20 protein-coding genes are annotated in these 23796 nt (G+C 57.2%); 12 read left to right on the top strand and 8 right to left on the bottom strand.

The genetic code is table 11. The features are described from left to right. Positions 1-4: 4 nt before the first annotated feature. From FCN80_RS14740 to fdhF, 11 genes are all read left to right on the top strand, one after another. Positions 5-955 (top strand): respiratory chain complex I subunit 1 family protein, encoded by a 951-nt coding sequence (locus FCN80_RS14740; protein ID WP_136990932.1) that lies wholly within the window; start codon positions 5-7, stop codon positions 953-955. Between the two features lie 17 nt (positions 956-972). Next, positions 973-2412, top strand: coding sequence for a hydrogenase 4 subunit D (locus tag FCN80_RS14735; RefSeq protein ID WP_136990931.1), 1440 nt, complete (start codon positions 973-975; stop codon positions 2410-2412). An 11-nt stretch (positions 2413-2423) separates the two neighbouring features. After that, positions 2424-3074 (top strand): hydrogenase 4 membrane subunit, encoded by a 651-nt coding sequence (gene hyfE / locus FCN80_RS14730; protein WP_136990930.1) that lies wholly within the window; start codon positions 2424-2426, stop codon positions 3072-3074. 4 nt (positions 3075-3078) lie between these two features. After that, positions 3079-4647 (top strand): hydrogenase 4 subunit F, encoded by a 1569-nt coding sequence (locus FCN80_RS14725; RefSeq protein WP_136990929.1) that lies wholly within the window; start codon positions 3079-3081, stop codon positions 4645-4647. Next, positions 4644-6359, top strand: a complete 1716-nt coding sequence (locus FCN80_RS14720; RefSeq protein WP_136990928.1) for a hydrogenase large subunit — start codon at positions 4644-4646, stop codon at positions 6357-6359. The genes FCN80_RS14725 and FCN80_RS14720 overlap by 4 nt, the downstream gene beginning before the upstream one ends. 11 nt (positions 6360-6370) lie before the next feature. Continuing rightward, the gene (gene hyfH, locus FCN80_RS14715; protein WP_136990927.1) at positions 6371-6922 is read left to right on the top strand and encodes a hydrogenase 4 subunit H; all 552 of its coding nucleotides are present in this window, start codon (positions 6371-6373) and stop codon (positions 6920-6922) included. Continuing rightward, complete coding sequence (locus FCN80_RS14710) at positions 6919-7701, top strand: NADH-quinone oxidoreductase subunit B family protein (protein ID WP_136990926.1); 783 nt, start codon at positions 6919-6921, stop codon at positions 7699-7701. Before hyfH ends, FCN80_RS14710 begins: the two co-directional genes overlap by 4 nt. Then, positions 7694-8092 carry a formate hydrogenlyase maturation HycH family protein gene (locus tag FCN80_RS14705; protein ID WP_136990925.1) on the top strand — a complete coding sequence of 133 codons (399 nt, stop codon included), beginning with the start codon at positions 7694-7696 and terminating at the stop codon, positions 8090-8092. The genes FCN80_RS14710 and FCN80_RS14705 overlap by 8 nt, the downstream gene beginning before the upstream one ends. Continuing rightward, positions 8089-8616 carry a hydrogenase maturation peptidase HycI gene (hycI, locus tag FCN80_RS14700; RefSeq protein WP_230492681.1) on the top strand — a complete coding sequence of 176 codons (528 nt, stop codon included), beginning with the start codon at positions 8089-8091 and terminating at the stop codon, positions 8614-8616. The genes FCN80_RS14705 and hycI overlap by 4 nt, the downstream gene beginning before the upstream one ends. A 321-nt stretch (positions 8617-8937) precedes the next feature. After that, positions 8938-9477 carry a 4Fe-4S dicluster domain-containing protein gene (locus FCN80_RS14695; RefSeq protein ID WP_136990924.1) on the top strand — a complete coding sequence of 180 codons (540 nt, stop codon included), beginning with the start codon at positions 8938-8940 and terminating at the stop codon, positions 9475-9477. A gap of 59 nt (positions 9478-9536) precedes the next feature. Continuing rightward, positions 9537-11702, top strand: a complete 2166-nt coding sequence (gene fdhF, locus FCN80_RS14690) for a formate dehydrogenase subunit alpha (protein ID WP_136990923.1) — start codon at positions 9537-9539, stop codon at positions 11700-11702. Positions 11703-11757: 55 nt separating this feature from the next. Here the strand turns inward: fdhF and FCN80_RS14685 are convergent, their stop codons facing one another. Further along, positions 11758-13791, bottom strand: coding sequence for a sigma 54-interacting transcriptional regulator (locus FCN80_RS14685; RefSeq protein WP_136990922.1), 2034 nt, complete (start codon positions 13789-13791; stop codon positions 11758-11760). Positions 13792-14041: 250 nt separating this feature from the next. On the opposite strand from FCN80_RS14685, the gene FCN80_RS14680 reads away from it, so the two are divergent. Next, the gene (locus FCN80_RS14680; protein ID WP_136990921.1) at positions 14042-14521 is read left to right on the top strand and encodes a carbohydrate porin; all 480 of its coding nucleotides are present in this window, start codon (positions 14042-14044) and stop codon (positions 14519-14521) included. A 76-nt stretch (positions 14522-14597) separates the two neighbouring features. Here the strand turns inward: FCN80_RS14680 and FCN80_RS14675 are convergent, their stop codons facing one another. The 7 genes from FCN80_RS14675 to FCN80_RS14645 form a co-directional block, all read right to left on the bottom strand. After that, positions 14598-15899, bottom strand: coding sequence for an MFS transporter (locus tag FCN80_RS14675; protein WP_136990920.1), 1302 nt, complete (start codon positions 15897-15899; stop codon positions 14598-14600). Next, the gene (locus FCN80_RS14670) at positions 15886-17052 is read right to left on the bottom strand and encodes a mandelate racemase/muconate lactonizing enzyme family protein (RefSeq protein WP_136990919.1); all 1167 of its coding nucleotides are present in this window, start codon (positions 17050-17052) and stop codon (positions 15886-15888) included. The genes FCN80_RS14675 and FCN80_RS14670 overlap by 14 nt, the downstream gene beginning before the upstream one ends. Before the next feature lie 262 nt (positions 17053-17314). Beyond that, positions 17315-18700 carry a hypothetical protein gene (locus tag FCN80_RS14665; RefSeq protein ID WP_136990918.1) on the bottom strand — a complete coding sequence of 462 codons (1386 nt, stop codon included), beginning with the start codon at positions 18698-18700 and terminating at the stop codon, positions 17315-17317. Between the two features lie 492 nt (positions 18701-19192). Beyond that, a complete protein-coding gene (gene mak, locus FCN80_RS14660; RefSeq protein WP_136990917.1) occupies positions 19193-20104 on the bottom strand; it encodes a fructokinase in 912 nt (303 codons plus the stop codon). A gap of 65 nt (positions 20105-20169) precedes the next feature. Continuing rightward, a complete protein-coding gene (locus FCN80_RS14655; protein WP_136990916.1) occupies positions 20170-21204 on the bottom strand; it encodes an ABC transporter permease in 1035 nt (344 codons plus the stop codon). Then, complete coding sequence (locus FCN80_RS14650) at positions 21201-22223, bottom strand: ABC transporter permease (RefSeq protein WP_230492680.1); 1023 nt, start codon at positions 22221-22223, stop codon at positions 21201-21203. The genes FCN80_RS14655 and FCN80_RS14650 overlap by 4 nt, the downstream gene beginning before the upstream one ends. 56 nt (positions 22224-22279) lie before the next feature. After that, on the bottom strand, positions 22280-23761 hold the full coding sequence (locus FCN80_RS14645; RefSeq protein ID WP_136990915.1) for a sugar ABC transporter ATP-binding protein: 1482 nt from the start codon (positions 23759-23761) through the stop codon (positions 22280-22282). Between the last annotated feature and the right edge of the window lie 35 nt (positions 23762-23796).

Below are 23796 nucleotides of genomic sequence, written 5' to 3'. Positions count from 1 at the left end.
GACCATGTTGACACAACCTATGCCGACGCTGCCCTGGGGACTGTTTGCCCTGATACAGGCATTGCTGCTGCTGGCGGTCACCCCGCTACTGACCGGAATCTCCCGGCAGATCCGCGCGGTGATGCACTCACGGCGCGGACCGGGCATCTGGCAGGATTACCGGGACATCGCCAAACTGTTCAGGCGGCAGTCGGTGGCGCCGGAACAGGCCGGCCCCGTATTTCGCCTGATGCCCTATGTTTTGCTGGCCACTATGTTACTGGTGGGCATGGCCCTGCCGGTTTTCACCGCCCTTTCGCCGTTCGGCGCGGCCGGCGACTTGATTACCCTATTGTATTTGTTCGCGCTGTTTCGCTTTTTCTTCTCGCTGGCCGGACTGGATACCGGCAGCACCTTTGCCGGCATCGGCGCCAGCCGGGAACTGACATTGGGGATCCTGGTGGAGCCGACGCTTATCCTGGCATTGCTGGTGGTGGCGCTCATCACCGGTTCCACCAACATCGGCACCATAAGCGCCACGCTCTCCGGCGGCTGGACATCGCCCACCGCCACCTTTTTGGCCCTATTGGCCTGCGGCTATGCCGCCTTTATGGAAATGGGCAAGATCCCGTTTGATGTGGCGGAAGCGGAACAAGAGCTGCAGGAAGGGCCGCTGACCGAATACGGCGGTTCCGGCCTGGCGCTGGTGAAATGGGGACTCGGCTTAAAGCAGGTCGCGGTGGCGGAGCTTTTCCTGACGGTGTTCGTCCCCTTCGGTAAGGCGGCCGTCCTGACCGCGCCCGCGTTGCTCTTCGCGCTGGTCGTCGCGGTCATCAAGCTGCTGGCGGTGTTCGTGCTGGCCTCTTTGCTGGAAAACAGCCTGGCCCGCGGACGCTTCTTACTGATACCGCGGGTGACTTGGCTGGGGTTCGGCGTCGCGGCGCTGTCTTTCGTCTTTTACCTTACCGGTCTTTGAGGAGCCAGGAAATTCATATGGAGACTATAGCCCTTGCGACCGTTCTGGTCCCGTTCGTCGGCGCGCTGCTCGCGGCATGCCTGCCAAGACGGATGGCAAAATGGATTTGCACCTTTTTCGCGCTGCTGGCCACGATCGGTACCTTATCGCTGGCCTGGACGTTTTATGCCCACGGCAAGACGGACGCCGTCTTCCCGCTACTGAGCTACGGTCATGCCGAACTCATCGGGATAACCGTGGATAGGGTCAGCACCCTTATCGGGTTCGCGGTGGTGTTTCTGGGTTTGCTGGTCAGTTTGTATTCCACCGGTTATCTCACCGCCGGCAACCGCGAACATCCCCATGAAGGCACCAACCGGTACTACGCCTTTCTATTGGTATTCATCGGCGCCATGGCCGGACTGGTATTGTCGTCCACCCTGCTCGGCCAATTGCTGTTTTTCGAAATCACCGGCGGCTGCTCCTGGGCCCTGATCGGTTACTACCAGACGCCCAAGTCTCTGCGCTCGGCCATGAAGGCGCTGCTGATTACCCATGTGGCCGCCATTGGCCTGTATCTGGCCGCGGCGACATTGTTTTTACATACCGGGACGTTCGCACTGAGCGCCCTTGGCCAAATGCAAGGACCGGCCGCGCTGGTGGTATTCGGCGGGATTTTGTTCGCCGCCTGGGGGAAATCGGCGCAATTGCCGCTACAGGCCTGGCTGCCCGACGCCATGGAAGCGCCGACGCCGGTCAGCGCCTATCTGCACGCGGCGTCCATGGTGAAAGTCGGCGTTTACATTTTCGCCCGCGCCATCCTGTCCGCCGGCAATGTTCCGCACATCATCGGCTGGATCGGCATGATTATGGCGGTCATCACCATGATTTACGGTTTTATGATGTATCTGCCGCAACAGGACATGAAACGGTTGCTGGCCTGGTCCACCATTACCCAGTTGGCGTATATCTTTCTCGCCCTGTCGCTGGCCATATTCGGCTCGAAGGAAGCTTTCGAAGGGGGCATCGCCTATATCTTCAACCACGCCTTCGCCAAAAGCCTGTTTTTCCTGGTGGCGGGCACCCTCAGCTACAGCTGCGGCACCCGGCTATTGCCGCGGTTGCGCGGCGTGCTGGGGAAAATGCCGTTGGCGGGCGTCGGCTTTTGCGTGGCGGCGCTGGCCATTACCGGCGTGCCGCCGTTTAACGGCTTTTTCAGCAAATTCCCCATTTTCGCCGCCGGCTTTGCCCTGTCGCGCCAATTCTGGTTACTGACGCCCATCATGATTCTGGTGCTGATGGAATCGGTCGCGAGCTTCGTCTGGCTGCTGTACTGGTTCGGCAAAGTGGTGCCCGGCAAACCCAGCGACGACGTGGCTGGCGCCGCGCCGGTGCCGCCGGCCATGAGCATTGTGCTGGGGGTATTGATAGTGATGTCGCTGTGCTCCAGCTTTATCGCCGTCGCCTGGCTTGGATAAGGAACAAGACTATGACCGGATCTCTAATTGTCAATAATTTGGCGGGGCTGATGATGTTAACGTCGCTGCTGGTGATCGGCGCCAAACGCCCCATGGCGTCCAGTTGTCTTTATGCCCTGCAATCGCTGGTGCTGGTGTTGATTTTCTTTACCCTGGCCGAGACCCTGCACGCGCGCCAACTGATGCTCTGGTCGCTCAGCGCCTTGGTGACCAAGGTTATCCTGGTGCCGCTGATTATGGCGCGGGCTTTTCGCAAACTCGCGGACCCCGCCGCGGACGGCGGGCTGTTGAGCCCGCCTTTGCTGATGCTGGCGGCGGCGATTATCGTGGTGCTGTGCTGGTTTGTGGTGGCGCCGGTGGCGTTGCCGCTGGCGGCGCCGCTGAAACCGGCCCTGGCGGTATCCCTTGGACACTTTTTGCTCGGCCTGCTGTGCATCGTCAGTCAGCGCAACATTCTCAAACAGGTGTTCGGCTACTGCCTGATGGAAAACGGCGCGCACCTGACTTTGGCGTTACTGGCCAACCGGGCGCCGGAACTGGTGGAAATCGGCATCGCCACCGACGCCATTTTCGCGGTGATTATCATGGCGCTGATGGCGCGTAAAATCCATCGCACGCTCAAGACGCTGGATGTTTCCCAATTAACGGCGCTGAAGGGGTAATGAGATGAGCGATACCGCTTTACTGTTGTTATTACTGGCGACGCCGCTGGTCTTTGCCCTGCTGTCGTTCGCCTGCGAACTGTTTGGCGCCGCGGCGCGCGGCGCCGTGACCACGCTGCATACCCTGGGTATCGTGGCGCTGCTGGCCGAAGCCCTGACGGTGGTGGCGCGGGTGGCGGCGGAAGGCCAGATCCTGGCGGCGCGCCAATGGCTGTATCTGGACAGTCTCGGCGCGCTGTTCCTGGCCATTTTGGGGATCATTGGTTTCGTTACCGGGTTGTACTCCATGGGGTATATGCGCCATGAAGTGGACGAGGGCGAAATATCACTTCCCGTCTTATGCCGTTATTACGGTTTCTTCCACCTGTTTTTGTTCACCATGCTCTTGGTGGTCAGCAGCAACAACCTGATCCTGATGTGGGCGGCGGTGGAAGCCACCACGCTCAGTTCGGCCTTCCTGGTGGGCCTGTACGGTCAGCGCTCATCGTTGGAAGCCGCCTGGAAATACATCATCATTTGTACCGTCGGCGTCGCCTTCGGTTTGTACGGCACCGTACTGGTTTACGCCAATGCGGCGAATGTCATGCCCGACGCCGGCCAGGCCATCTTCTGGACCGAGGTGCTGAAACACGCCGCATCGCTCGATCCCACCCTGATGCATCTGGCGTTCGTGTTCGTGCTTATCGGTTTTGGCACCAAAACCGGCCTGTTCCCCATGCATGCCTGGCTGCCGGATGCGCACAGCGAGGCGCCGAGCCCCACCAGCGCCTTGTTATCGGCGGTACTGCTCAATTGCGCGCTGCTCGTGATCCTGCGCTATTACATCCTGGTCAGCGGCGCCATCGGTCCGCAATTCCCCAGCCGCCTGCTGATCATCTTCGGTTTATTGTCCGTGGCGGTGGCGGCGTTTTTCATCCTGGTGCAGCACGATATGAAACGGCTGCTGGCTTATTCCAGCGTGGAGAACATGGGGCTTATCGCTATGGCGGTCGGGATCGGCGGGCCGTTGGGCATTCTGGCGGCGCTATTGCATACCTTGAACCACAGTTTGGCGAAAACCCTGTTGTTTTGCGGCTCCGGGAACGTGTTGCTGAAATACGGCACCCGCGATATGGGCGCGGTCAAAGGGATGTTGCGGGTCGCGCCGCTGACCGCCGTCTTGCTGGGCGGCGGCGCGCTGGCGCTGGGCGGCATGCCGCCGTTCAATATTTTCCTCAGCGAATTTATGACGGTTACCGCCGGTTTGGCGAGCGGCCATGTCGCGCTGACGGTGGTGCTGTTGCTGTTGCTGACCCTGGTGCTGGGCGGTCTGGTGCGCATGGTGGCGCTGACGGTATTCGGCGCCCAGCCCGCCGCGGTGGCTAAAGGCGAATTGGGTTGGCTGACCACCGCGCCGATGGTCCTTCTGCTGGTGCTGATGCTGGTCATGGGCACCGCCATTCCCCGACCGGTGACCCGGTTGCTGGAAAATGCCGCGACCATTGTGCTCAACCGCGACAGCGCCGCTTTTCACTGGCCCTGGACCGGCAACGCCGCGCACACCCTTAATACCCCGTCTGGAGAAGTAAAGTGACTGATACCCTTTCCGATAAACTTGGCCGTGACTACCTGGCCCGGGTGCATGAAAAATTCCCGACGGCGATCCTGGCGGAAGAATGGCAGACCGACAACCAACTCACCATCACGGTTAAAACCGACACACTGCCGGAGGTGGTGGAATTTCTTTATTACAGTCAGGGCGGCTGGTTATCGGTGTTGTTCGGCAATGATGAACGTACCTTGTGCGGCGATTATGCCGTTTATTATGTGCTGTCGATGGAACAGGGCGAGAAATGCTGGGTCATCGTTAAGGCGTTGGTAAGCCCCTCAACCCTTGAATACCCCTCGGTCACGCCCCGCGTACCGGCGGCGGTATGGGGCGAACGGGAAATCCGCGATATGTACGGACTTATCCCGGTGGGCCTGCCGGATGAACGCCGTCTGGTGCTGCCGGATGATTGGCCGCAGGATGTGTATCCGTTGCGCAAAGACAGCATGGATTACCGGCTGCGTCCGCCGCCCGCCAGCGAGAGCGAAACCTACCCTTTTGAAAATGCCGCCGCCGGCGAAACCCGGGTCGTGCCCATCGGTCCGCTGCATATCACCTCCGACGAGCCCGGCCACTTCCGCCTGTTTGTCGACGGCGAGCAAATCGTCGATGCGGATTACCGGCTATTCTACGTGCATCGCGGCATGGAGAAACTGGCGGAAACCCGTATGGGCTACAACGAAGTCACATTCCTGTCCGACCGGGTGTGCGGTATTTGCGGGTTTACCCATAGCGTGGCCTATACCACGTCGGTGGAAAACGCCCTGGGTATCACGGTGCCGACGCGCGCCCACGCCATTCGCAGTATTCTGCTGGAAGTGGAACGCCTGCACAGTCATTTGCTCAACATCGGCCTTTCCAGCCATTTCGTCGGTTTCGATACCGGTTTTATGCAATTTTTCCGGGTGCGGGAAAAATCCATGACCATGGCGCAACTGCTTACCGGCGCGCGGAAAACCTACGGCATGAACCTCATAGGCGGCATCCGGCGGGATATTCTCAAGGAACAGCGCGTCAAAACGCTGCAATTGGTCAACGAGATGCGCGGCGAATTCCTGCAACTGGTGGATATGCTGTTGAGTACGCCCAATATGGCCCAACGGACCCAGGGCATCGGCGTGCTGGACGCGAAGGTGGCGCGCGACTACAGCCCGGTGGGGCCTATGGTGCGCGCCAGCGGCTTTAAGCGCGACACCCGGTTCGATCATCCTTACGCCAACTACGGCAATTTGCCCAAGACGCTCTTCTCAATGGACGGCGGCGATGTTTATTCCCGCCTGACGGTCCGCATTAAAGAAGTGCTGGATTCCCTGGCCATGATCGAATACGGCCTGGACAACCTGCCGGAAGGACCGATCCTGACCGAGGGCTTTACCTATCAGCCGCACAAGTTCGCCCTGGGCTTTACCGAGGCGCCGCGCGGCGAAGACATCCACTGGAGCATGCTGGGAGATAACCAGAAACTGTTCCGCTGGCGTTGCCGGGCGGCCACCTACGCCAACTGGCCGGTTTTGCGCTATATGTTGCGCGGCAATACCGTCTCCGACGCCCCGTTGATTATCGGCAGCCTCGATCCTTGTTATTCCTGCACCGATCGCGTCACGCTGGTTGATGTCAATCGCCGCAAAGCCAAGACCGTGCCGTACCAGGAACTGGAGCGCTACGGTATTGAGCGCGTCCGTTCGCCGCTTAAGTAGAGGGCTGGACCATGTTTAAACTGTTTAAAACCATCCTGAAAGCCGGCGAGCCGACGGTGAAATATCCGTTTAAGCCGCTTGAGGTCAGTCCGGGATTTCGCGGCAAACCGCAATACGACGCGAGCCAATGCATCGCCTGCGCGGCCTGTACCAGCGTTTGCCCGGCCAATGCCTTAACCATGGAAACCGATGTCGACAGCGGCGAACGACGCTGGCAATTGTTTCTGGGCCGTTGCATTTTCTGCGGACGGTGCGAGGAAGTTTGTCCGACCCGCGCCATCCGGCTTTCGGATGAGTTTGAAATGGCGGTGGCCCGCAAGGAGGATTTGTATACCGCCGCCACCTTCAGCCTGCAAGCTTGCCGGGTCTGCGGCCAGCCCTTCACCGCCAAAAAATCCGTGGATTACGCGATGGCCTCGCTGGCGCAATCCGGGCTGGACAGCCAGGCGGTGGAGGCGATGCGCCCGCAATTCGAAACCTGTCCGGAATGCAAACGCCGTCAGAACCTGACCCGCAACCGTCACCTCAATTTGCAGCATAATCAGGGGGAAAAGAGACCATGAGCCACTCAGACATCCCGCTGCGCCAGCATGTCAGCCAACCGGTCGTTGTTGATGAACAGGCCCTGGCGCTCAAGAAAACCCTGCTAAAGGATATCCGCCGTTCGGCCTATGTCTATCGGGTCGACTGCGGCGGGTGCAATGGCTGTGAAATCGAAATTTTCGCGGCCATCACCCCGTTGTTCGATGCCGAACGGTTCGGCATTAAAGTGGTCGCCTCGCCCCGCCATGCCGATATCCTGCTGTTCACCGGCGCCGTAACCCGGGCCATGCGGGTGCCGGCCCTGCGCGCCTATGAATCGGCGCCGGACCCGAAGATCTGCGTTTCCTACGGCGCCTGCGGCTGCGGCGGCGGCATTTTCCATGACCTTTATTGCGTCTGGAGCGGCAGCGAAAGCATCGTGCCCATCGACGTATGGATCCCCGGCTGTCCGCCGACGCCGGCGGCCACTCTTTATGGTTTCGCGGTGGCGCTCGGCTTGCTTGATCAAAAGCTCAAGGGCGAAACCCATCACGAACAGCCCGGCGAGCGTGCCCTGTTGCCGTTGCCGGACGTACCGTTGCATACCCGGGTCATGGTTGAACGGGAAGCGCGGCGATTGGCCGGTTACCGCGAGGGGCTGAAAATCAGCGATCGATTGTTATCCCTGTTGTCGGGGGCGTCGGCGCCGGTACTGGCGCAGCGGACGGAAGAATGGCTGCGCGGTGAAAACGATCCGCGGCTGACGGAAATCGTCCGCCGCCTGTTGCACACCCTGCAAAGCGAAGCTCGCCATGGCTGACGTTTATATCTGGTCGTTACGGCAAAAGTTCCTCGACAGCAAAGTGGCGGTGCCCGAGCAGGCGCAGCAAGTCATGTACTACTCGCTGGCTATCGGCCATCACGTCGGCGTGATCGATTGCCTGAACAAAGAGCTGAGTTGTCCGCTTGAGCAATACCGTCAATGGACCGAACTGCTGCCGGAAGGGGATGCCCGGCGTAAACTGCGCGGTCTGCTGACCTTCGGCGAGATTATCATCGACAGTTCGCACACGGATATGCTGGCCCATGCCCTGGCGCCGTTGTGCGAAACCCAGCCGGCGCCGTTCAATGAATGGAGCGCCCGCCTGATAGCGCTGCTCGGTGAAATCGCCCGTGAACCGGCCATCTACCTTATCGTAAGAAAAGTATGAGCATAGTGAAGCAGACCATGAATAGCGCCGAGACCGATGTCAGTGTCGTGCTGACCGTGGGCAACAGTATGATGGGGGACGACGGCGCCGGCCCTTTGCTGGCCGAACTGATGACACAACAACCCGTGGCCGGCTGGCAAGTCGTCAATGGGGGTTCAGCGCCGGAAAACGTCGTCCACCAAGTCCGCGCCCTGCGCCCCCGCCGGGTGGTGGTGGTGGATGCCGCCGATATGGGCCTGACGCCGGGCGCCACCCGGTTAATCGATCCGGCGGATATCGCCGGGATGTTCATTATGAGCACCCATAATTTGCCGCTCAATTTCTTGATAGACCAGCTTAAGGAAGACATCGCCGATGTCTGGTTCGTGGGTATCCAGCCGGATGTCGTGGCGTTTTATTTCCCCATGACCGACCCGGTTGTCCGAGCGGTGCGGGATGTCTACCAACGTCTACCGGAGTGGCGGAATGATGGCGGGCTGGCCTGGCTTGACGATGGCGAGACCGATATTGCGGCGGTCCGGTAGCAGCGCCGTACCGGCTCATCCGTCCACCCGGCGCACGACAACGACCTTACCCATGGCCTGCCCGGCAAGGCACGCAGGAATGCCATAGGCGCAGTGACGAACCGGCGGCGACATCGTCACTTATGTCGAAAAACCCCGGGCAGCCGCAAACCTTGTTCGTTCCAGCCGGATCGCCTCAGATAAATATAATAAAAACATAAAGTTAAATTTTTCTAATGACTATTGCAAACTGGCATAAACCCTGCTTTATATAGGGACATTACCCCGCGCCAACCCGCGGGCCGCAAGTACAACGACCATCGGAACCGTGAGGAGAAACCAATGAACCGGTTCGTTATCGCTGATCCTCAAAAATGTATCGGCTGCTTTACCTGTGAAGTTGCTTGTGTGGTGGCACATAACGGCAACCAGCCCGGCGCGCTGACGCCTGAAAACTTTTTGCCGCGGCTGAAAGTGATCAAAGAGTGGAATATCAGTACGCCCGTATTATGCCGCCAATGCGAAGACGCGCCGTGCGCCAATGCCTGTCCCAATGGGGCGATTATCCAGGCCGGGGATCATGTCCAGGTCCTACAGGAAAAATGCATCGGCTGCAAAACCTGCGCCGTCGCCTGTCCTTACGGCGTCATGGATATCGTTACCCGGCGGATAAGCGATGAACGCAATCCGCTGGCGGGATACGCCATCAAGGCCGAGGCGCATAAATGCGACCTTTGCGCGGGCCGCGCCGAAGGCCAGGCCTGCGTCAACGCCTGTCCCACCGAAGCACTGGTGCTCATGACCCATGAAACGGTTGAGGGCATGAAACAAAAGAAACGGCAGCGGGCCGCCCTGGAAGGTCTCGGCGCTATCCTGTCCTGACCACATAACAGTTAACCACCGGATTAGGAATACAAATCCTCCACAAGGGGTATGGCACAATGCACAAAGCTCTTACCGTATGTCCGTACTGCGGCTCAGGCTGCAAAATCAACTTACTGGTCGAAAACAATACCGTGGTCGGCGCCGAGGCGGCGGATGGCCTGACCAATCAGGGGCAACTCTGCCTGAAAGGCTACTACGGCTGGGATTTCCTCAACGATACCCGCCTGTTGACGCCTCGCCTGCGCAACCCCATGATCCGCCGCGAGAAGGGGGGAGCGCTGGAAGACGTGTCCTGGGACGAGGCCATCGAATTCGCCAGTTCCCGTTTGCGGCATATTAAAGAAAAATACGGTCCCAAAGCCATCATGCAAACCGGTTCGTCACGCGGTACCGGCAACGAAACCAATTTCGTGATGCAAAAATTCGCCCGCGCGGTGATAGGCAACAACAACATCGATAATTGCGCCCGGGTATGCCACGGCCCCTCGGTGTCCGGATTACAGGTCACGCTGGGCAACGGCGCCATGAGCAACTCCATCGGCGAAATCGAAGACACCAAGTGCCTGCTGGTGTTCGGCTACAACGCCGCCGACTCCCACCCCATCGTGGCCAGACGCATTCTTAAGGCCAAACAGAAAGGGGCCAAGATCATCGTCTGCGACCCGCGGCGCATTGAAACCGCCCGGTTGGCCGATTTGTGGCTGCCGCTGAAAAACGGCTCCAATATGGCTTTAGTCAACGCCTTCGCCAATGTCCTGATTAACGAGAATCTCTATGACGCCGACTATGTGGCGCGTCATACGGAAGGTTTTGACGAGTACAAAGCCATCGTCGCCAAATACACCCCTGAATACGTGGAAGGCATCACCGGTCTACCCGCCCAGCAAATCCGCGAAGCCATGCGCATGTATGCCGCGGCGCCCACCGCCACCATTCTCTGGGGCATGGGCGTGACGCAGTGGGGACAGGCGGTGGACGTGGTCAAAGGACTTTCCGGTTTGGCGCTGATGACCGGCAATCTGGGTAAACCGAACGTCGGGGTCGGGCCGGTACGCGGTCAGAATAATGTCCAGGGCGCGTGCGATATGGGCGCGTTGCCAAACATGTTCCCAGGCTACCAACCAGTGACCGACCCGGAAATTCGGGCCAAATTCGCCCGGGCCTGGGGTGTCGCATCCCTGCCGGCCGAACCGGGATTTACGCTGACCGATGTGCCGCATAAAATTCTCAGCGGCGAAATCCGCGCCAATTATGTCATGGGCGAAGATCCCCTTCAGACCGAACCGGATCTGTCGGTGATGCGCCAGGCGCTGAGCCAGGTGGATCTCTTGATCGTGCAAGACATCTTCATGACCAAAACCGCCTCCATCGCGGACGTGATTCTACCCTCCACCTCCTGGGGCGAACATGAAGGGGTTTACACCGCCGCCGACCGTGGATTCCAGCATTTCGAAAAAGCCATCGAACCGAAATACAATGTCAAGACCGACTGGCAGATTATCAGTTTGATGGCCACGGCCCTCGGTTATCCCATGCACTACAATAATACCCGGGAAATCTGGGACGAACTGCGTGGCCTCTGCCCGCTGTATGCGGGCGCGACCTACGACAAAATGGCCGGCTTCGGCTACGTGCCATGGCCTTGTCTTGATGAGGACAGCCCGGGCACTCCCTGGCTGTATGCCGGCGATAAATTCGACCGGCCGAACGGCAAAGGCTTATTGTTCGCCGCCGAATGGCGTCCGCCGCTGGATCAGGTTGATGATGAATATCCGCTGATTCTCTGTACGGTACGGGAAGTGGGCCATTACTCCTGCCGTTCGATGACCGGCAACTGCACCGCGCTGGCCACTCTGGCCGATGAGCCGGGATATGTGCAGATCAACCCGCAAAACGCCGAGCGGCTGGGCATCAAGGATCAGCAACTGGTTTGGGTGGCCTCCCGCCGGGGCAAAGTGATATCGCGGGCCTCGGTCAGCGAACGGATCAATTTCGGCGCGGTATACATGACTTACCAATGGTGGATAGGGGCCTGCAACGAACTGACCATCGATAATCTCGATCCCATCTCCAAAACGCCCGAGTATAAATACTCGGCGGTCAAATTGGAGCGTATCGACGATCAGCGCTGGGCGGAAAATCACGTACAGACCGAATACAACCACTTGAAGGCCCGCCTGCGCGACGCGGTGGACGACGCCGCCCACACGGCGCAATCCTGACCGGCAAGCCGTTATGCCCGCCGCGACGGCGGCATAACGGCGCCCTGAGCGTTTTTTACCAGGCCTGCGGCGAGATTCCCAGCCGCTGCATGCGGGACAGCAGCGTGGTGCGTTTGACGCCCAGTTTGTTGGCCGCCCCGCGCGGTCCCGCCACAATGCCGTTGGTTTCGCGCAACGCCTGGATAATACGCTGACGTTCCACCTCATCGTCCTCCACCGGCGCTGATTTGCGCGTCAAGGCGCGGGACGGGGCCGAAGCGGGAGCCGGGGACGCCGCCGGCGAGACGGCCGGCTGCAATTCATCCAGTTGCAGGTTGAGCGTGCTGCCGCGCGAAAGGATCACCGCTCTTTCAATCACATTTTCCAACTCGCGCACATTACCCGGCCAGGGAAGACGGCAAAGCCGGCGCAGCGTTTCGCCGGGTATGCTGTCGATGGTGCGATTCATCCGCCGGGCGATTTTCTGTGTGAAAAATTTCGCCAGAAGCGGAATATCCTCGGGCCGCTCGCGCAACGGCGGGATATGGATGGGAAAAACATTCAGCCGGTAATACAGATCGCTACGGTACTGCCGGTCGGCCACCATGTGCTTCAAATCGCGATTGGTGGCGGCGACCAGCCGAACGTCCACCGGAATCACCCGGCTGCCGCCCAGCCGTTCGATTTCCCTCTCCTGCAACACCCGAAGCAGTTTCGGTTGCAGTTCCAACGGCAAATCGCCGACCTCGTCGAGAAACAGCGTTCCGCCCTCTGCCAGTTCGAACCGGCCCTGCCGCGTGGTGGTCGCGCCGGTGAACGCGCCCCTTTCATGGCCAAACAGATCGCTTTCCAACAAACCGGATGGTACGGCGGCGCAATTCATTTTAACCATGCGTTTGCCGCTGCGGCCGCTATGCTCGTGTATGGCCCGGGCGATAAGCTCTTTACCGGTGCCGGTCTCGCCCAGGATCAGCACCGTGCTGTCGCTGTCGGCCACCATCTGCACCTGTTCGAGCACGGCGTTCATCGCCGCGCTTTGCCAGACGATTTCACCAAAACTGCCGTTGTTGTAGATTTGTTCATTCAACCAGATATTTTCGTGTTCCAGATTGTCCTTCAGACGGGTGATTTCGTCATAGGCGCGGGCGTTATCCACGGCGATGGCAATGCGGGCGGTAATCTGGCTGAGCAGCCGCAAATTGGCCTCGCTGAAAATCTCGTCCCGGCTTTGCGCCAGTTTCAGGATACCGAGCGGCTTATGGCCAAACATCAACGGCAACAAACAGATCAGGCGCAACCCCTCCCGCCGGAGATCGGCCAGATGGGCGTCTTCTTCGGCCAGTCCCGGCTCACGCCGCAGATCAATCAGTACGGGTTCGGTGCCGGCCAGCGCCTGTTGGGCCAGACGATTGCCGGCCAGCGGCCGGGTGGCCTGCTCCCGCCGCATGGACTCGCCAGGGCGGTAATGGGTGATGTAGAGATTGAGCCTGGCGTTATCGCCGCTGTTCTCGCATAAGGCCAGATTAATATAATCAATACCGAAGAAACGGTGGATCTCTTTGGATACTTCCGCGGCCAGGGCATCCATCTCCCGGCAAGAGAGCACGGAATTGGTGACATCCACCAGGATCCGGTGATGATCGCGCTCATGGCGCAGTATCTCGTTCTCCTGGCGCAAGGTCTCCGCGGCGTCCAGATTCTCCAGCGCCAGCGCCAGCAACTGCGCCAGCCGGCGCAAAAACGAGCGCTCATCCTGACTGTAGTGATAACCGTCGGTACGGGTGAAAAACACATCGCCGAACCGCCGACGGGGAGAAACCACCGGCACCGCGCAGCGGCTGCAATTTTCCGGCAGCGTTTGCGCGCTGTCCGGTTCGGGTCCTTCGCACAGACCGTCGCGATCGCAGTGTAAATGGCTACGGGGCAGCGTAAGCACGAGATCGATATACTGGCATGGGATCGGCAGCGGCAGTAAGGCGGATAGAATCGCGGCGTTGTCCCGCAGGAAAAAGATTTTTTGCGAGATCTGGATTATCGCTTCCTGCCACTGGCCGTTATTTTCCGTATCGTTCGACGTTTTCAGCATCGGTATGGTTTCACGTCCTGGCATGTACAACTGCCGGTTATTTTAATTGAGACGCCCCATAAAAAATATTCGTCCTCTGCATTAGTTTGATCTGGGCCGGTATTTCACCGTGCCGCCGCCAATAACCGACCGATAATCGGGATAATTTCTTTCGTTATATATTTAATTACATATCACTTGATGGCCATTGCGCCGACTTAAATGAAAATGATTCTCTTTTGCATAGGGATATTTTGGGTAAGTACGCCCGCGGTGGCCGCAATCACTGGCGCTGATGCACAATGGCCGTTATGGAGGTTATGGAGGTTATGGAGGTTATCTTTATTTGCTCCAGCAGGTTACCGCGGTAAAAGATAACCCGCGGCGCGGTTTGTCATTATTTTGGCATATGTCCTTAAATGACCGTAATACGGCCACAATGGATTACCAGTCTCAAATTGGCGCTATCTATAAAGGCCCCTTTGCCAGCCGCCCGCGTGATTTCGTTGGGTTGGGGTTCAGTAAAATGCATATCAATGGCAGCGTCGCAAAGCGGTATCGACTGCTTAACGAGGGAAAAGGCATTGAGGATGACACTAACCCGGCCTATTCCCCGGTACGCTCGGCGGAATATGTCACGGAATTAAATCACAATGTGGCCATCACCCCCTGGTTCACGCTGCGGCCCAATGTGCAATTGCTGGCGCACCCTGGCGGCGCGGAAAACGTGAAGGACGCCTGGGTGTTTAGCACGCAAGTCATGCTGCGTTTTTGAAGCCAAACTCTGCGCCCTGCGTCGCGCAAGGGGACACCGTCCGCACGGTGGGGGCGGCGGACGGCGTATCGGCCGTTCAGGCGGTCTGCAAACGAATGATATCCACTTTTCGCTGACGAACCATGGCCAGCATTGCCGCGATACCCACCACCGCGAGAATGCTCGACAGAATGAAGGCCGACCGGTACCCCCCGCCGTACTGAATCAGAAAACCCGTGATGCCCGGCGAGAGAATGCCGGCCAGGTTGGCCAGCAAATGCACAAAGCCGCCTGCCGAACCGATACGGGAAGCCGGCACGATATCCTGCAACAGGGACCAGCAGGCCTGCGGCGTCATATAAGCGAACAGCGTCGCGACGGTTATCAGCATCACCGCCGTCTCCAGGCTGGCGGCATATGCGGTCAGCAACACGCAGATTGCCGCGATGGCCAGGCCACAGACAATCACCAGCTTGCGCGACAGTAAAAAATTACCGCTTTTGCGGAAAATCCCGTCGCAAACCATACCGCCGCCAACAAAGCCCAACGTGGCCCCCAGCCAAGGCAGGATACCGACGATACTCATGCTTTTAATGTCCAAATGCTGGAAATCCGTCAGATAGCTGGGCAGCCAGGAAAGAAAAAAGAACTGAATATAGTTGAAACAGAAGAACGCCGCCGCCACGCCCAGCACCGGCATGGATAACACATAAAAGAAGACGCCGTGCCTTTGCTGCGCCGGCATATCGCCGGCGGCTGCCGGCGTTGCCTGGCCGGCCGGACGATCAGCGACGATAGTGCCCGCTTCCTCGGCGGACACCCGACGATGTTGTTCGGGTTTGTCGCGGAACAACAGCAGCCAGGCCGCCAACCAGATAAAACCCAAAATGGCGATGACCACGAAAGAGACCCGCCAACCGAAACGAAGCCCCACCAGACCGACAATCGGCGCGGCGACGGCGGCGCCGAGCGGTTGTCCGGCATTGGTGAATCCGACCGCCCGCCCCACTTCCCGCCGGGGAAACCAGTTGGCGATGGATTTATTGGTTGTGGTTCCCATAGGGCCTTCGCCAATACCGAACAAAATACGCACCGTCATAAAATAACCAAAACCTGTGGCCATGGCGGTGGCGCCGCAAAAAAACGACCAGATGCCGGCCGCCCAGGCGTAAACCCGCCGCGGGCCAAACCGGTCGGCGGACCAGCCGCCGATAAAACAAAACAGGCAGTACCCCACAAAAAACACGCTGAACAGCAAACCCATTTGCGCATCGTCAATATGTAAGTCTTTTTTTATCAACGGCGCCATGACAGACAGCGCCGAGCGGTCAAGGTAGTTCAGCATGCCGGCGAAAAACAGTAATAATGCCACCACCAGGCGATATTTATTTTTCAGCATAGGGTCGCTCCATGGACAAATCGGCAAAGGCGATACGGTAGCGTTGCAACAACACATCGGCGGGATCGAACCCCAGCCCCGGCGCGTCGGACAACCTCAGGCGCGGCTGGAAATCCAGTTCCGGATACAAAGGCTCGGGCCATTGCAGATAGGGGACCTCCAGCGCCACATCCTCCGGCAAAGTCGCCACCAGATGGGCGGTGGCCAGCAGGGCCGCGCCATAGTAGAAACAATGGGGCACCACCTTTACCTGGTATTGCCGCGCCAGGCGATAAATCGCCAGCGCCGCGCTGATACCGCCCACTTTCGCCACGCTCGGTTGCGCGACGCTCAGGGCGCCGGCAATAAAATGCTGACGAAAACCTTCCAGACCCTGGGCGTTCTCCCCGGCGGCGATAGGCGTACCACAGGCCAGTACCTGCGCCAGGCCGGCCACATCATCCGGCGGCCAGACAGGCTCTTCCAGCCAGGCCAAATCAAGCTCCCGCAGATTCCGGGCCTGCCGGCACGCCTCTTCCACGCGCCAGGGACAATTCACGTCCACCATCAGCCTGGCATCCGCCGGCAGGCTATGCCGGGCGGCCGCGATAGCCGGGTATTCGGTCTCGTGCAACTTGATGGCGCGAAAACCGGCTCGATAGGCGCGCAAGGCGTGGGCGGCCACCTGATCGGGGTCGTTGTCGTAACTGACCAGGCTGGCATAAAGATCAATGTCGCGGCGCTCGGCGCCCAGTAACCGCCATAACGGCTTATCGGCTTGTTTACCGCACAGATCCCACAACGCGATATCCACCGCCGACAACGCGAACTGTATCGGCCCGCTGCGGCCAAACGCATGGAAGGCGCGCTGCGCCTCGTCCATCAGGGAAGCCAGCCCCACCGGGGTCCCGTCGAAGGTTTTACCAATGAAAAAACGGCCCACCGGCCCCTTTAGCGCGGCGAATGTCACCGGGTTGGACAGATGGCCGAAACCTTCGCCCCAGCCTTGCAGGCCGTCTTCTGTGGTCAGACGCACCAGCAAGGTTTCCATTTTGGTCAACGCCAATGACGCGGCGTTATAAGCATCCTCTCCCGCTTTGTCGTCGTGATCGCCGCTTCTGTCCGAGGTAAAAGGCATCGCCAGGCGCATCACTTCTAATTTGCTGATTTTCATTATGCCCGTCTCATGTAGGGTACGCCGGCCGCCATGGTTCAGCGGCCGAAGGAAGACATCCCCGCATTGCCAGTGAGAGATGTTAATATGATGAAACAAAAAGGAGTATAAAAGGTGGTCGGCGATGCCACATCATTCAGCAGCACAGCTTTGCAGGACGGAAATTGGTTTTCTTTGGGCAGATGAATAAACGACTGCGAACCTTATCACGAATTCCGCCTGCGTTTTGATTTATTGGCCGTCCATGGGGGCGTAAGCGCGGTCAGTCGCACACAAAATCGCGTTTGATTTCCGCCACGATGTTCTTTTCCGGCGTGGATTCACGGGTCAATAACGCAATCAATTTTTTTTGATTTTCCCGTTTGTCATCCTGGCCTCCTTGCTTAAAATACTGAATGTATTGCGCAATTTTATCAAACTCAGTGGGTTTGAGGTTATGGACGCCCGCTTCCACTATTTTACCGAAGGCATTAAACTTCGCTCTACCCGCTCTATCAAGAAACAATATCGGTTTATTCACCAATTGGTATTCAATAAGAAAACTTAATCCATCAACGATCAACAGATCGGAGGATTTAAAGACGCCCTGGTATTCCCCATTATCGATGATGCCTGTATTAGGTAACCCGTTCCACGCGGTGAAAAAAAGATCTATCCGCTCTTTTGGCTCCCCCCGCAGTGCGGCCAGCGTCGTAATAAGAGCCGGATGGGGGCTAAACAGAAAATCCACGTCCTGGTGGGTTTGCGCCAGGCGCAACATAGGTTCATAGACATCAGGGAAAACACCGAAATCATTCCATCCGCGACCGATGGAGTGATGCGCACTCCAAATGACTTTGAAATCGTTACCGGAGGAGATCGGCCAACTGGGTTTGGCATGCAATAGAAAATTGACTTTGGGGTGGCCAGTCACTACCAACCGGCGATCATTTCTTTTATTGTAATCTTTAACCAATTCATAAACCTCTTGCGAGGATAAAAATATTTTACTGCACATGTTGTGATAATATGTTGATAAAAACATCATGGCATGTTCAGCGATGGGCGCAATACCATAAGACAGATAGTATAATTTAGCAAAACCGATATGTTCCGTGCGGAAAGCCGGTGGCACATCGGGTTCCCAATGGGATTGACGAAAAATAACATGCGGTGCAATGGCCTTCAGAATCTGCAAATCCGCAAACGAATCCGCATCATTGAATCTGATGTGCTTAACGTTGAGCCGCGCCAATCCCTGATGATTTTTTTCCTCATCCTGATATGTCTCGGCACCAGGGTATCGCCGCTGTATTGAAATAACGGTGGGTTGAAATGTTTCATCATTAAGCATTTCTTCATAAACGGCATGCAGATTCGCCCACGCCTCGATATTATGTACCAGAAAAACACAGCGGATTTTATCCTTAAACCGTGTTTCAGATGCAATCATATTGATTGACTGATAAAGACTATCGATGGATTTCTTTTCAATTTCTGATTTTTCCAATAACTCCGCGCACTGGTTTGAAAGCTTTTCTTGAACGTTTAATAGGGTTTCCTGTTTCCCCAAGATATCGTTTTGTTTAGACAGTATATGGTCTTGCCTGGCATATAAATAGGGATAAATCTTTGATTTGACGGACTTGAAAATATGTATGCCTTTCATTACGTTCCCTCAACGGACACGGATTTTACGCTTTGTCTTTCTTTGAATAAATTTAAAACAAACGTTATTATCCAGTTTTAATTATCATTGTGATCGCAAATTTAATTAGCATTTCTTTATATACACTGAATACACCGAATTAAACCGCGGCGGCGCCTGGGCGATACCGTTGTCGGAAAAGCGGGTAAATAACCAACAAAGAGACAACGTAAGGAATTACGCGTCCGGGCGCTGGAAAATTCGGGTCGCCTTAATGTGTCTTGCTGATTTGGAGAATATTGCCGATATATCAAACCACAGATACTCGTTATACTTCAAGTTGTCTCTTTGTCGGCGACGCTCGCTCGCCCCGGTCACCGAGTGATTGATGCGACTGGGGACGGTCAGGGCGGGTCACAGGGGCATGGCCGCCGCCCGGCGGGGTTTGCGACGATAGAGGGCGACAACGCGGCGGTTGGGGCGAAGCGGCCATGGCGATACGCGGACGACCGGTTACAGCATCAGCTTGGGTAGCCAGGCCGCGCCGCGCACACCGCTGGAATCGCCATGCCGCGCCTTGCGGATTGGCGTGGAAAATTCCCGGCCGAATATCCATTCCGGCATCAGTTTCGGTAAGGTCTCATAGAGGCGGTTCACATTGCTCATTCCGCCGCCCAAGACGATAACGCCAGGATCGACGACATTCACCACATTGGCCAGGGCCTTGGCCAAACGCCGCTCATATTGCCGCAACGCCTCTTCGGCCAACGGATCGCCCTGTGCGGCCAGACTGACGATTTCGTCCCCTTTCAGCGCCGTCCCGCTTAATCGCCGATAGGCGGTGACGAAGCCAGTGCCGGAAATAAAGGTTTCGTTGCACCCGACCTTGCCGCAATAGCAGGGAACGTCGCGCTGATAGACCTGCTCGATGTCATCCGGCCAGGGCAGCGGATTATGCCCCCATTCGCCGGCAATGCCATTATGCCCTTGATGGACGCGGGTATTGATGGCCAGGCCACCGCCGCAACCGGTACCGATGATCACCGCGAACACAATGGGCACCCCGGCGCCCGCGCCGTCGGTCGCCTCGGAAATCGCCAGGCAGTTGGCGTCGTTGGCCACACAAAAAGGCCGCTGCAATAAACCTTGCAGATCTTCCCTGAAATAACGGCCGTTTAACCAGGTCGAATTGGCGTTTTTGATCTTGCCGGTGACTTGAGAAACCGTGCCCGGTATGCCGATGCCCACGCTGCCCCGCTCGCCCACCGCCGTTTCCGCCCTGGCGATAAGATCGCCAATCACGGCCAGCGTACCGTCGTAATCGCCGCGCGGGGTCGGCACCCGGTGCCGATACAATTCCTGTCCCGCATCATCCAGCGCGATCACTTCCGTTTTTGTACCGCCCAAATCAATACCGATATGCATAATGGGGCCTTTTAATGTTGTGGTGAGGGGAAAGCCAGACCGACTTGCGCCGGCCTTCCCCGCGTTCAGATTTGGCGCCGCCGCTTCAACCACGCGTTCAACGCAAAAAACAGCCCGCGGCATAATACAATGATGATGATAATACCGCCCCAGGTTGCGGTAATCATAAACGGATCCAGGCGTAACAGGTTAAGTCCGCTGGAAATCAGTTGCAGAATAATCACCGCCAACACGACCCCGGAGACCCGGCCGAAACCGCCGAAGGGACTGACCTTGCCCAAAAACGCCGCCAGCACCGCCACCAGCAGATAAGAATCGGCATAACTGGCCTTGACCGAATTAAGCTGACCCAGCATGACCAATGCCGTCAACGCGGCAAAACAGGATGACATAACGTACTGGATGACCGTCACCCTGGTGATGTTGACATTGGAAAAACGGGCCGCTACCGGATTGGATCCCATCATATAAAGCATAAAGCCGAAACGGGTTTTATTCAGGATGACCGATGCCGCGATCGCCGCGGCCAGAAACAGCAATAATGAATTGGGCACGCCGAAACTCTGCCCGTTGCCGATATTCACCAGCGCCTCAGGAAAGCCGGTAATGGTATAACCTTTGGTCAGCACCACATTCAGGCCGGAGACCAGCGTCATGGTACCGAGCGTCACCAGGATATCGGGAATTTTCAGCAAGGCGATCAACAGACCGTTCACCACCCCTACCGCCATGCAGGCCGCCACGCCCAGCACAATAGCCAGCGCCGCCATGTCGGCGGAGGCGGATTTCATGCCCTGGGGGAACACCGCCTGTAAAAACAGGGCCATCACAATGCCGCATAAATTGGTCGTGGCGATGATCGACAGATTGATGCCGCCCGAGAGCATGGAGATCATCATCCCCAAAGACAGAAAACCCACGATCGGCAATTGATAAGCCATGGAGCCGAAATTCTGCCAGCTCAGGAATTTGTCGCCGTTTAACGCATACATCATTAGGAATACCGCGATAAGCACCGCGTACAACGACGCGTTTTCACTGAGTATCAGAGGCAAAGATCGGCCGCCGGCCGGCTTTTTCGTTATCACGACCGCTTTCATGAGGGCTCCTTCATATCAACCATTACCCGCACCCGGGAGCGCCGCTGCCGCAATACCTGCAACGCGTTGGCGGATACGCTCGCCAGAATCACCAGGCCGGTGAAAACATTGTAATAATAAGGCGATATCTTCATTAGGGTCAGGCTGTTGCTGAGAATGGCAAACAGCAGTACGCCGAGCAGCGTTCCGGCCACGCTGCCGCGCCCGCCGGTCACCGATGCCCCGCCCAGCACCACGGCGGCGATAACCTGCAACTCGGAACCGACAATGGAATTGGGAATGACCGTTTGTACGACGGAAACCTGGATTATGCTGGCGAACCCGGACAAGGCGCCCACCAGGATATAGATAAACAACGTGGTTTTTTTCAGGTTGAAGCCGACCCGCTGTGCCGATACGGCATTGCCGCCCACCGCATAAATACTGCGGCCCAGCACGGTGTGGCGCAAAAACAGATGCAGCGCCAGCGCCAGCAGAAACCAAAGGCAGGTGATGAAACTGATACCGACCAGCGCGCCATTGGCGGCGTGCATGGGGAAGAGTTTCCACTCGGCCAGCCCAAGAAACGAGGGCGGCAGATCGTAAATCAGATCTCCTTGGGTGACTACATACAACAGCCCGTAAAAAAGACTGTTGGTGGCGATAGTGACAATAATGGCGGTGATTTTGAAATAGTATATGATAATACCATTCAAAGAACCCATAATGCCGCCAAGTACGATACTGCAAAATATCGCCAGATAAATATTATCCAGATCGGCCCGCAAAAAATAATAAACCACCGCATACTGCACAACCTGGGCGATAGCGGTAAAAGACACGTCAAAACCGCCCGAAATAAGCACCAGCAATACGCCCAGGGCGAATATCCCCAGCACGGTGTAGGATTTCAACAGGCTGGCGATATTATCCAAGGACATGAAAGCCGGATTCACCAGGGTAATGGCCGCGGCGAACAGGATAATCAACAGCAACAACAACCCTTCCCGTGATTTCACGATACCAGCAATACCCATCATTCATTTACCTCACCCGTGTTCTGTTCGGCGATTCGCCGACGCGCATTCCCCCGGCGTCAGGCATGTTCCAGTTCCCGTTGCAATGCCTCGTTTTCAATGGCGTCGGCGGCATACTCCTTGCCAAATCTGCCCCGGGTCATCACGATAATCCGATCACAGTTGGCTAATAATTCCGGTAGATCGTCGGAAATAAAGACGATGCCCATCCCCGCCGCCGCTTTTTCCTTCACCGTCTGATAGATGGCGCTTTTGGCGCCGACATCGACGCCCACCGTGGGGCTGTCTAAAATGAAAATGCGCGGATGGGTGGCAAGCCATTTAGCCAGGACCACTTTTTGCTGGTTGCCGCCGGACAGCATTCTGATGTCCTGTTCCTGGCTGCCGTATTTCACCTGCATGCGCGTGAGCAGATCGCCCACCGCCTGACGGAGTTTGCCGCGATCGAGTAATTTCAATGGACCCAGATAGGATTTCAAGGAACAAAGCGCGGTATTGGCCGCGATACTCTGCTGCATCACCAGTCCCTGGAGTAAACGATCTTCCGGGACATAGGCGATACCGTTGGCCACCGCGGCGCTGACGCTATCAATGCTTACCGGACGGTTCTCGATAAGGATTTGGCCTTCCTCGGCCGGCTCAATGCCGAACAGCGCCAGCGCCAATTCGGTTCGGCCGGCGCCCAGCAAACCGGCAATGCCCAGCACTTCGCCTTTGCGCAAATCAAAATGGATATCGCGAAAACTGTTTTTCCTGCCAAGCCCGCGAACACTGAGCAGCACCTCGTTCCCGGCATGGGATTGCCGGGGGGGATAGGTTAATTCGTACCCCAGCATCAGGGCTTCGATGCCGGCCAGAGTGAGTCGATTGGCCGCCGCGGTATCAATCACTCTTCCGTCGCGCATAACCGTGACACGATCGCAGATTTCCAGAAGCTCATTGAGCTTGTGGCTGATAAAGATGAATGAAAGCCCTTGCGAGCGCAGACGTTGCAACAAAGCGAACAGATGTTTGATCTCGGTGCGGGTCAGCGCGGTGGTGGGTTCATCGAGAATAATCAGTCGGGATTCATTAATCAGCGCCCGGGCGATGGCCACCAGTTGTTGTTTGGCGATAGGCAGATCATCCACATCGGCGTCCAGTTCGAGCCGGATGCCCAATTGCTGGATAATTGCGTCGACTTTCTCTTTATACGCGCTGGAAAATACCAGGGTTTTATTGTCATTGACCATCTGGCTGATATAAATGTTTTCCAATACCGTCAGGTTGGGAAATAATGACAGATCCTGATATATAATACCGATACCCTGTTTCACCGCCTCGATGGCGGAGTATTTGGCGATCTGGCGGCCGTTGATACGCAACATGCCGCGGTCGAAATTCAGTACGCCGGCGATAATTTTCATCAAGGTGGATTTGCCGCAGCCGTTTTCTCCCACCAGGCCATGAATTTCCCCTACTCGGATATCGAAACCGACATCATTTAATGCTGTCACCCCGTCGAATGTTTTAGTGACATGTTCAACGGCAAGAAATTCCATCGTCTTCTCCCCCCGGCTAGACATACCCGGCGCCG

Source organism: Martelella alba, from assembly GCF_005217455.1.
In the GTDB taxonomy this organism is placed as follows: domain Bacteria; phylum Pseudomonadota; class Gammaproteobacteria; order Enterobacterales; family Enterobacteriaceae; genus Acerihabitans.
The sequence above is the reverse complement of the archived record's forward strand: the minus strand, read 5'-3'. Positions and strand labels throughout refer to the sequence as shown.

What these genes read in the sequence shown, in the direction of transcription:
- FCN80_RS14740 (WP_136990932.1), top strand. Translation starts at nt 5, where the DNA reads ATGTTGACACAACCTATGCCGACGCTGCCCTGGGGACTGTTTGCCCTG.
- FCN80_RS14735 (WP_136990931.1), top strand. Translation starts at nt 973, where the DNA reads ATGGAGACTATAGCCCTTGCGACCGTTCTGGTCCCGTTCGTCGGCGCG.
- hyfE (WP_136990930.1), top strand. Translation starts at nt 2,424, where the DNA reads ATGACCGGATCTCTAATTGTCAATAATTTGGCGGGGCTGATGATGTTA.
- FCN80_RS14725 (WP_136990929.1), top strand. Translation starts at nt 3,079, where the DNA reads ATGAGCGATACCGCTTTACTGTTGTTATTACTGGCGACGCCGCTGGTC.
- hyfH (WP_136990927.1), top strand. Translation starts at nt 6,371, where the DNA reads ATGTTTAAACTGTTTAAAACCATCCTGAAAGCCGGCGAGCCGACGGTG.
- FCN80_RS14710 (WP_136990926.1), top strand. Translation starts at nt 6,919, where the DNA reads ATGAGCCACTCAGACATCCCGCTGCGCCAGCATGTCAGCCAACCGGTC.
- FCN80_RS14705 (WP_136990925.1), top strand. Translation starts at nt 7,694, where the DNA reads ATGGCTGACGTTTATATCTGGTCGTTACGGCAAAAGTTCCTCGACAGC.
- hycI (WP_230492681.1), top strand. Translation starts at nt 8,089, where the DNA reads ATGAGCATAGTGAAGCAGACCATGAATAGCGCCGAGACCGATGTCAGT.
- FCN80_RS14695 (WP_136990924.1), top strand. Translation starts at nt 8,938, where the DNA reads ATGAACCGGTTCGTTATCGCTGATCCTCAAAAATGTATCGGCTGCTTT.
- fdhF (WP_136990923.1), top strand. Translation starts at nt 9,537, where the DNA reads ATGCACAAAGCTCTTACCGTATGTCCGTACTGCGGCTCAGGCTGCAAA.
- FCN80_RS14685 (WP_136990922.1), bottom strand. Translation starts at nt 13,791, where the DNA reads ATGCCAGGACGTGAAACCATACCGATGCTGAAAACGTCGAACGATACG.
- FCN80_RS14680 (WP_136990921.1), top strand. Translation starts at nt 14,042, where the DNA reads ATGCACAATGGCCGTTATGGAGGTTATGGAGGTTATGGAGGTTATCTT.
- FCN80_RS14675 (WP_136990920.1), bottom strand. Translation starts at nt 15,899, where the DNA reads ATGCTGAAAAATAAATATCGCCTGGTGGTGGCATTATTACTGTTTTTC.
- FCN80_RS14670 (WP_136990919.1), bottom strand. Translation starts at nt 17,052, where the DNA reads ATGAAAATCAGCAAATTAGAAGTGATGCGCCTGGCGATGCCTTTTACC.
- FCN80_RS14665 (WP_136990918.1), bottom strand. Translation starts at nt 18,700, where the DNA reads ATGAAAGGCATACATATTTTCAAGTCCGTCAAATCAAAGATTTATCCC.
- mak (WP_136990917.1), bottom strand. Translation starts at nt 20,104, where the DNA reads ATGCATATCGGTATTGATTTGGGCGGTACAAAAACGGAAGTGATCGCG.
- FCN80_RS14655 (WP_136990916.1), bottom strand. Translation starts at nt 21,204, where the DNA reads ATGAAAGCGGTCGTGATAACGAAAAAGCCGGCCGGCGGCCGATCTTTG.
- FCN80_RS14650 (WP_230492680.1), bottom strand. Translation starts at nt 22,223, where the DNA reads ATGATGGGTATTGCTGGTATCGTGAAATCACGGGAAGGGTTGTTGTTG.
- FCN80_RS14645 (WP_136990915.1), bottom strand. Translation starts at nt 23,761, where the DNA reads ATGGAATTTCTTGCCGTTGAACATGTCACTAAAACATTCGACGGGGTG.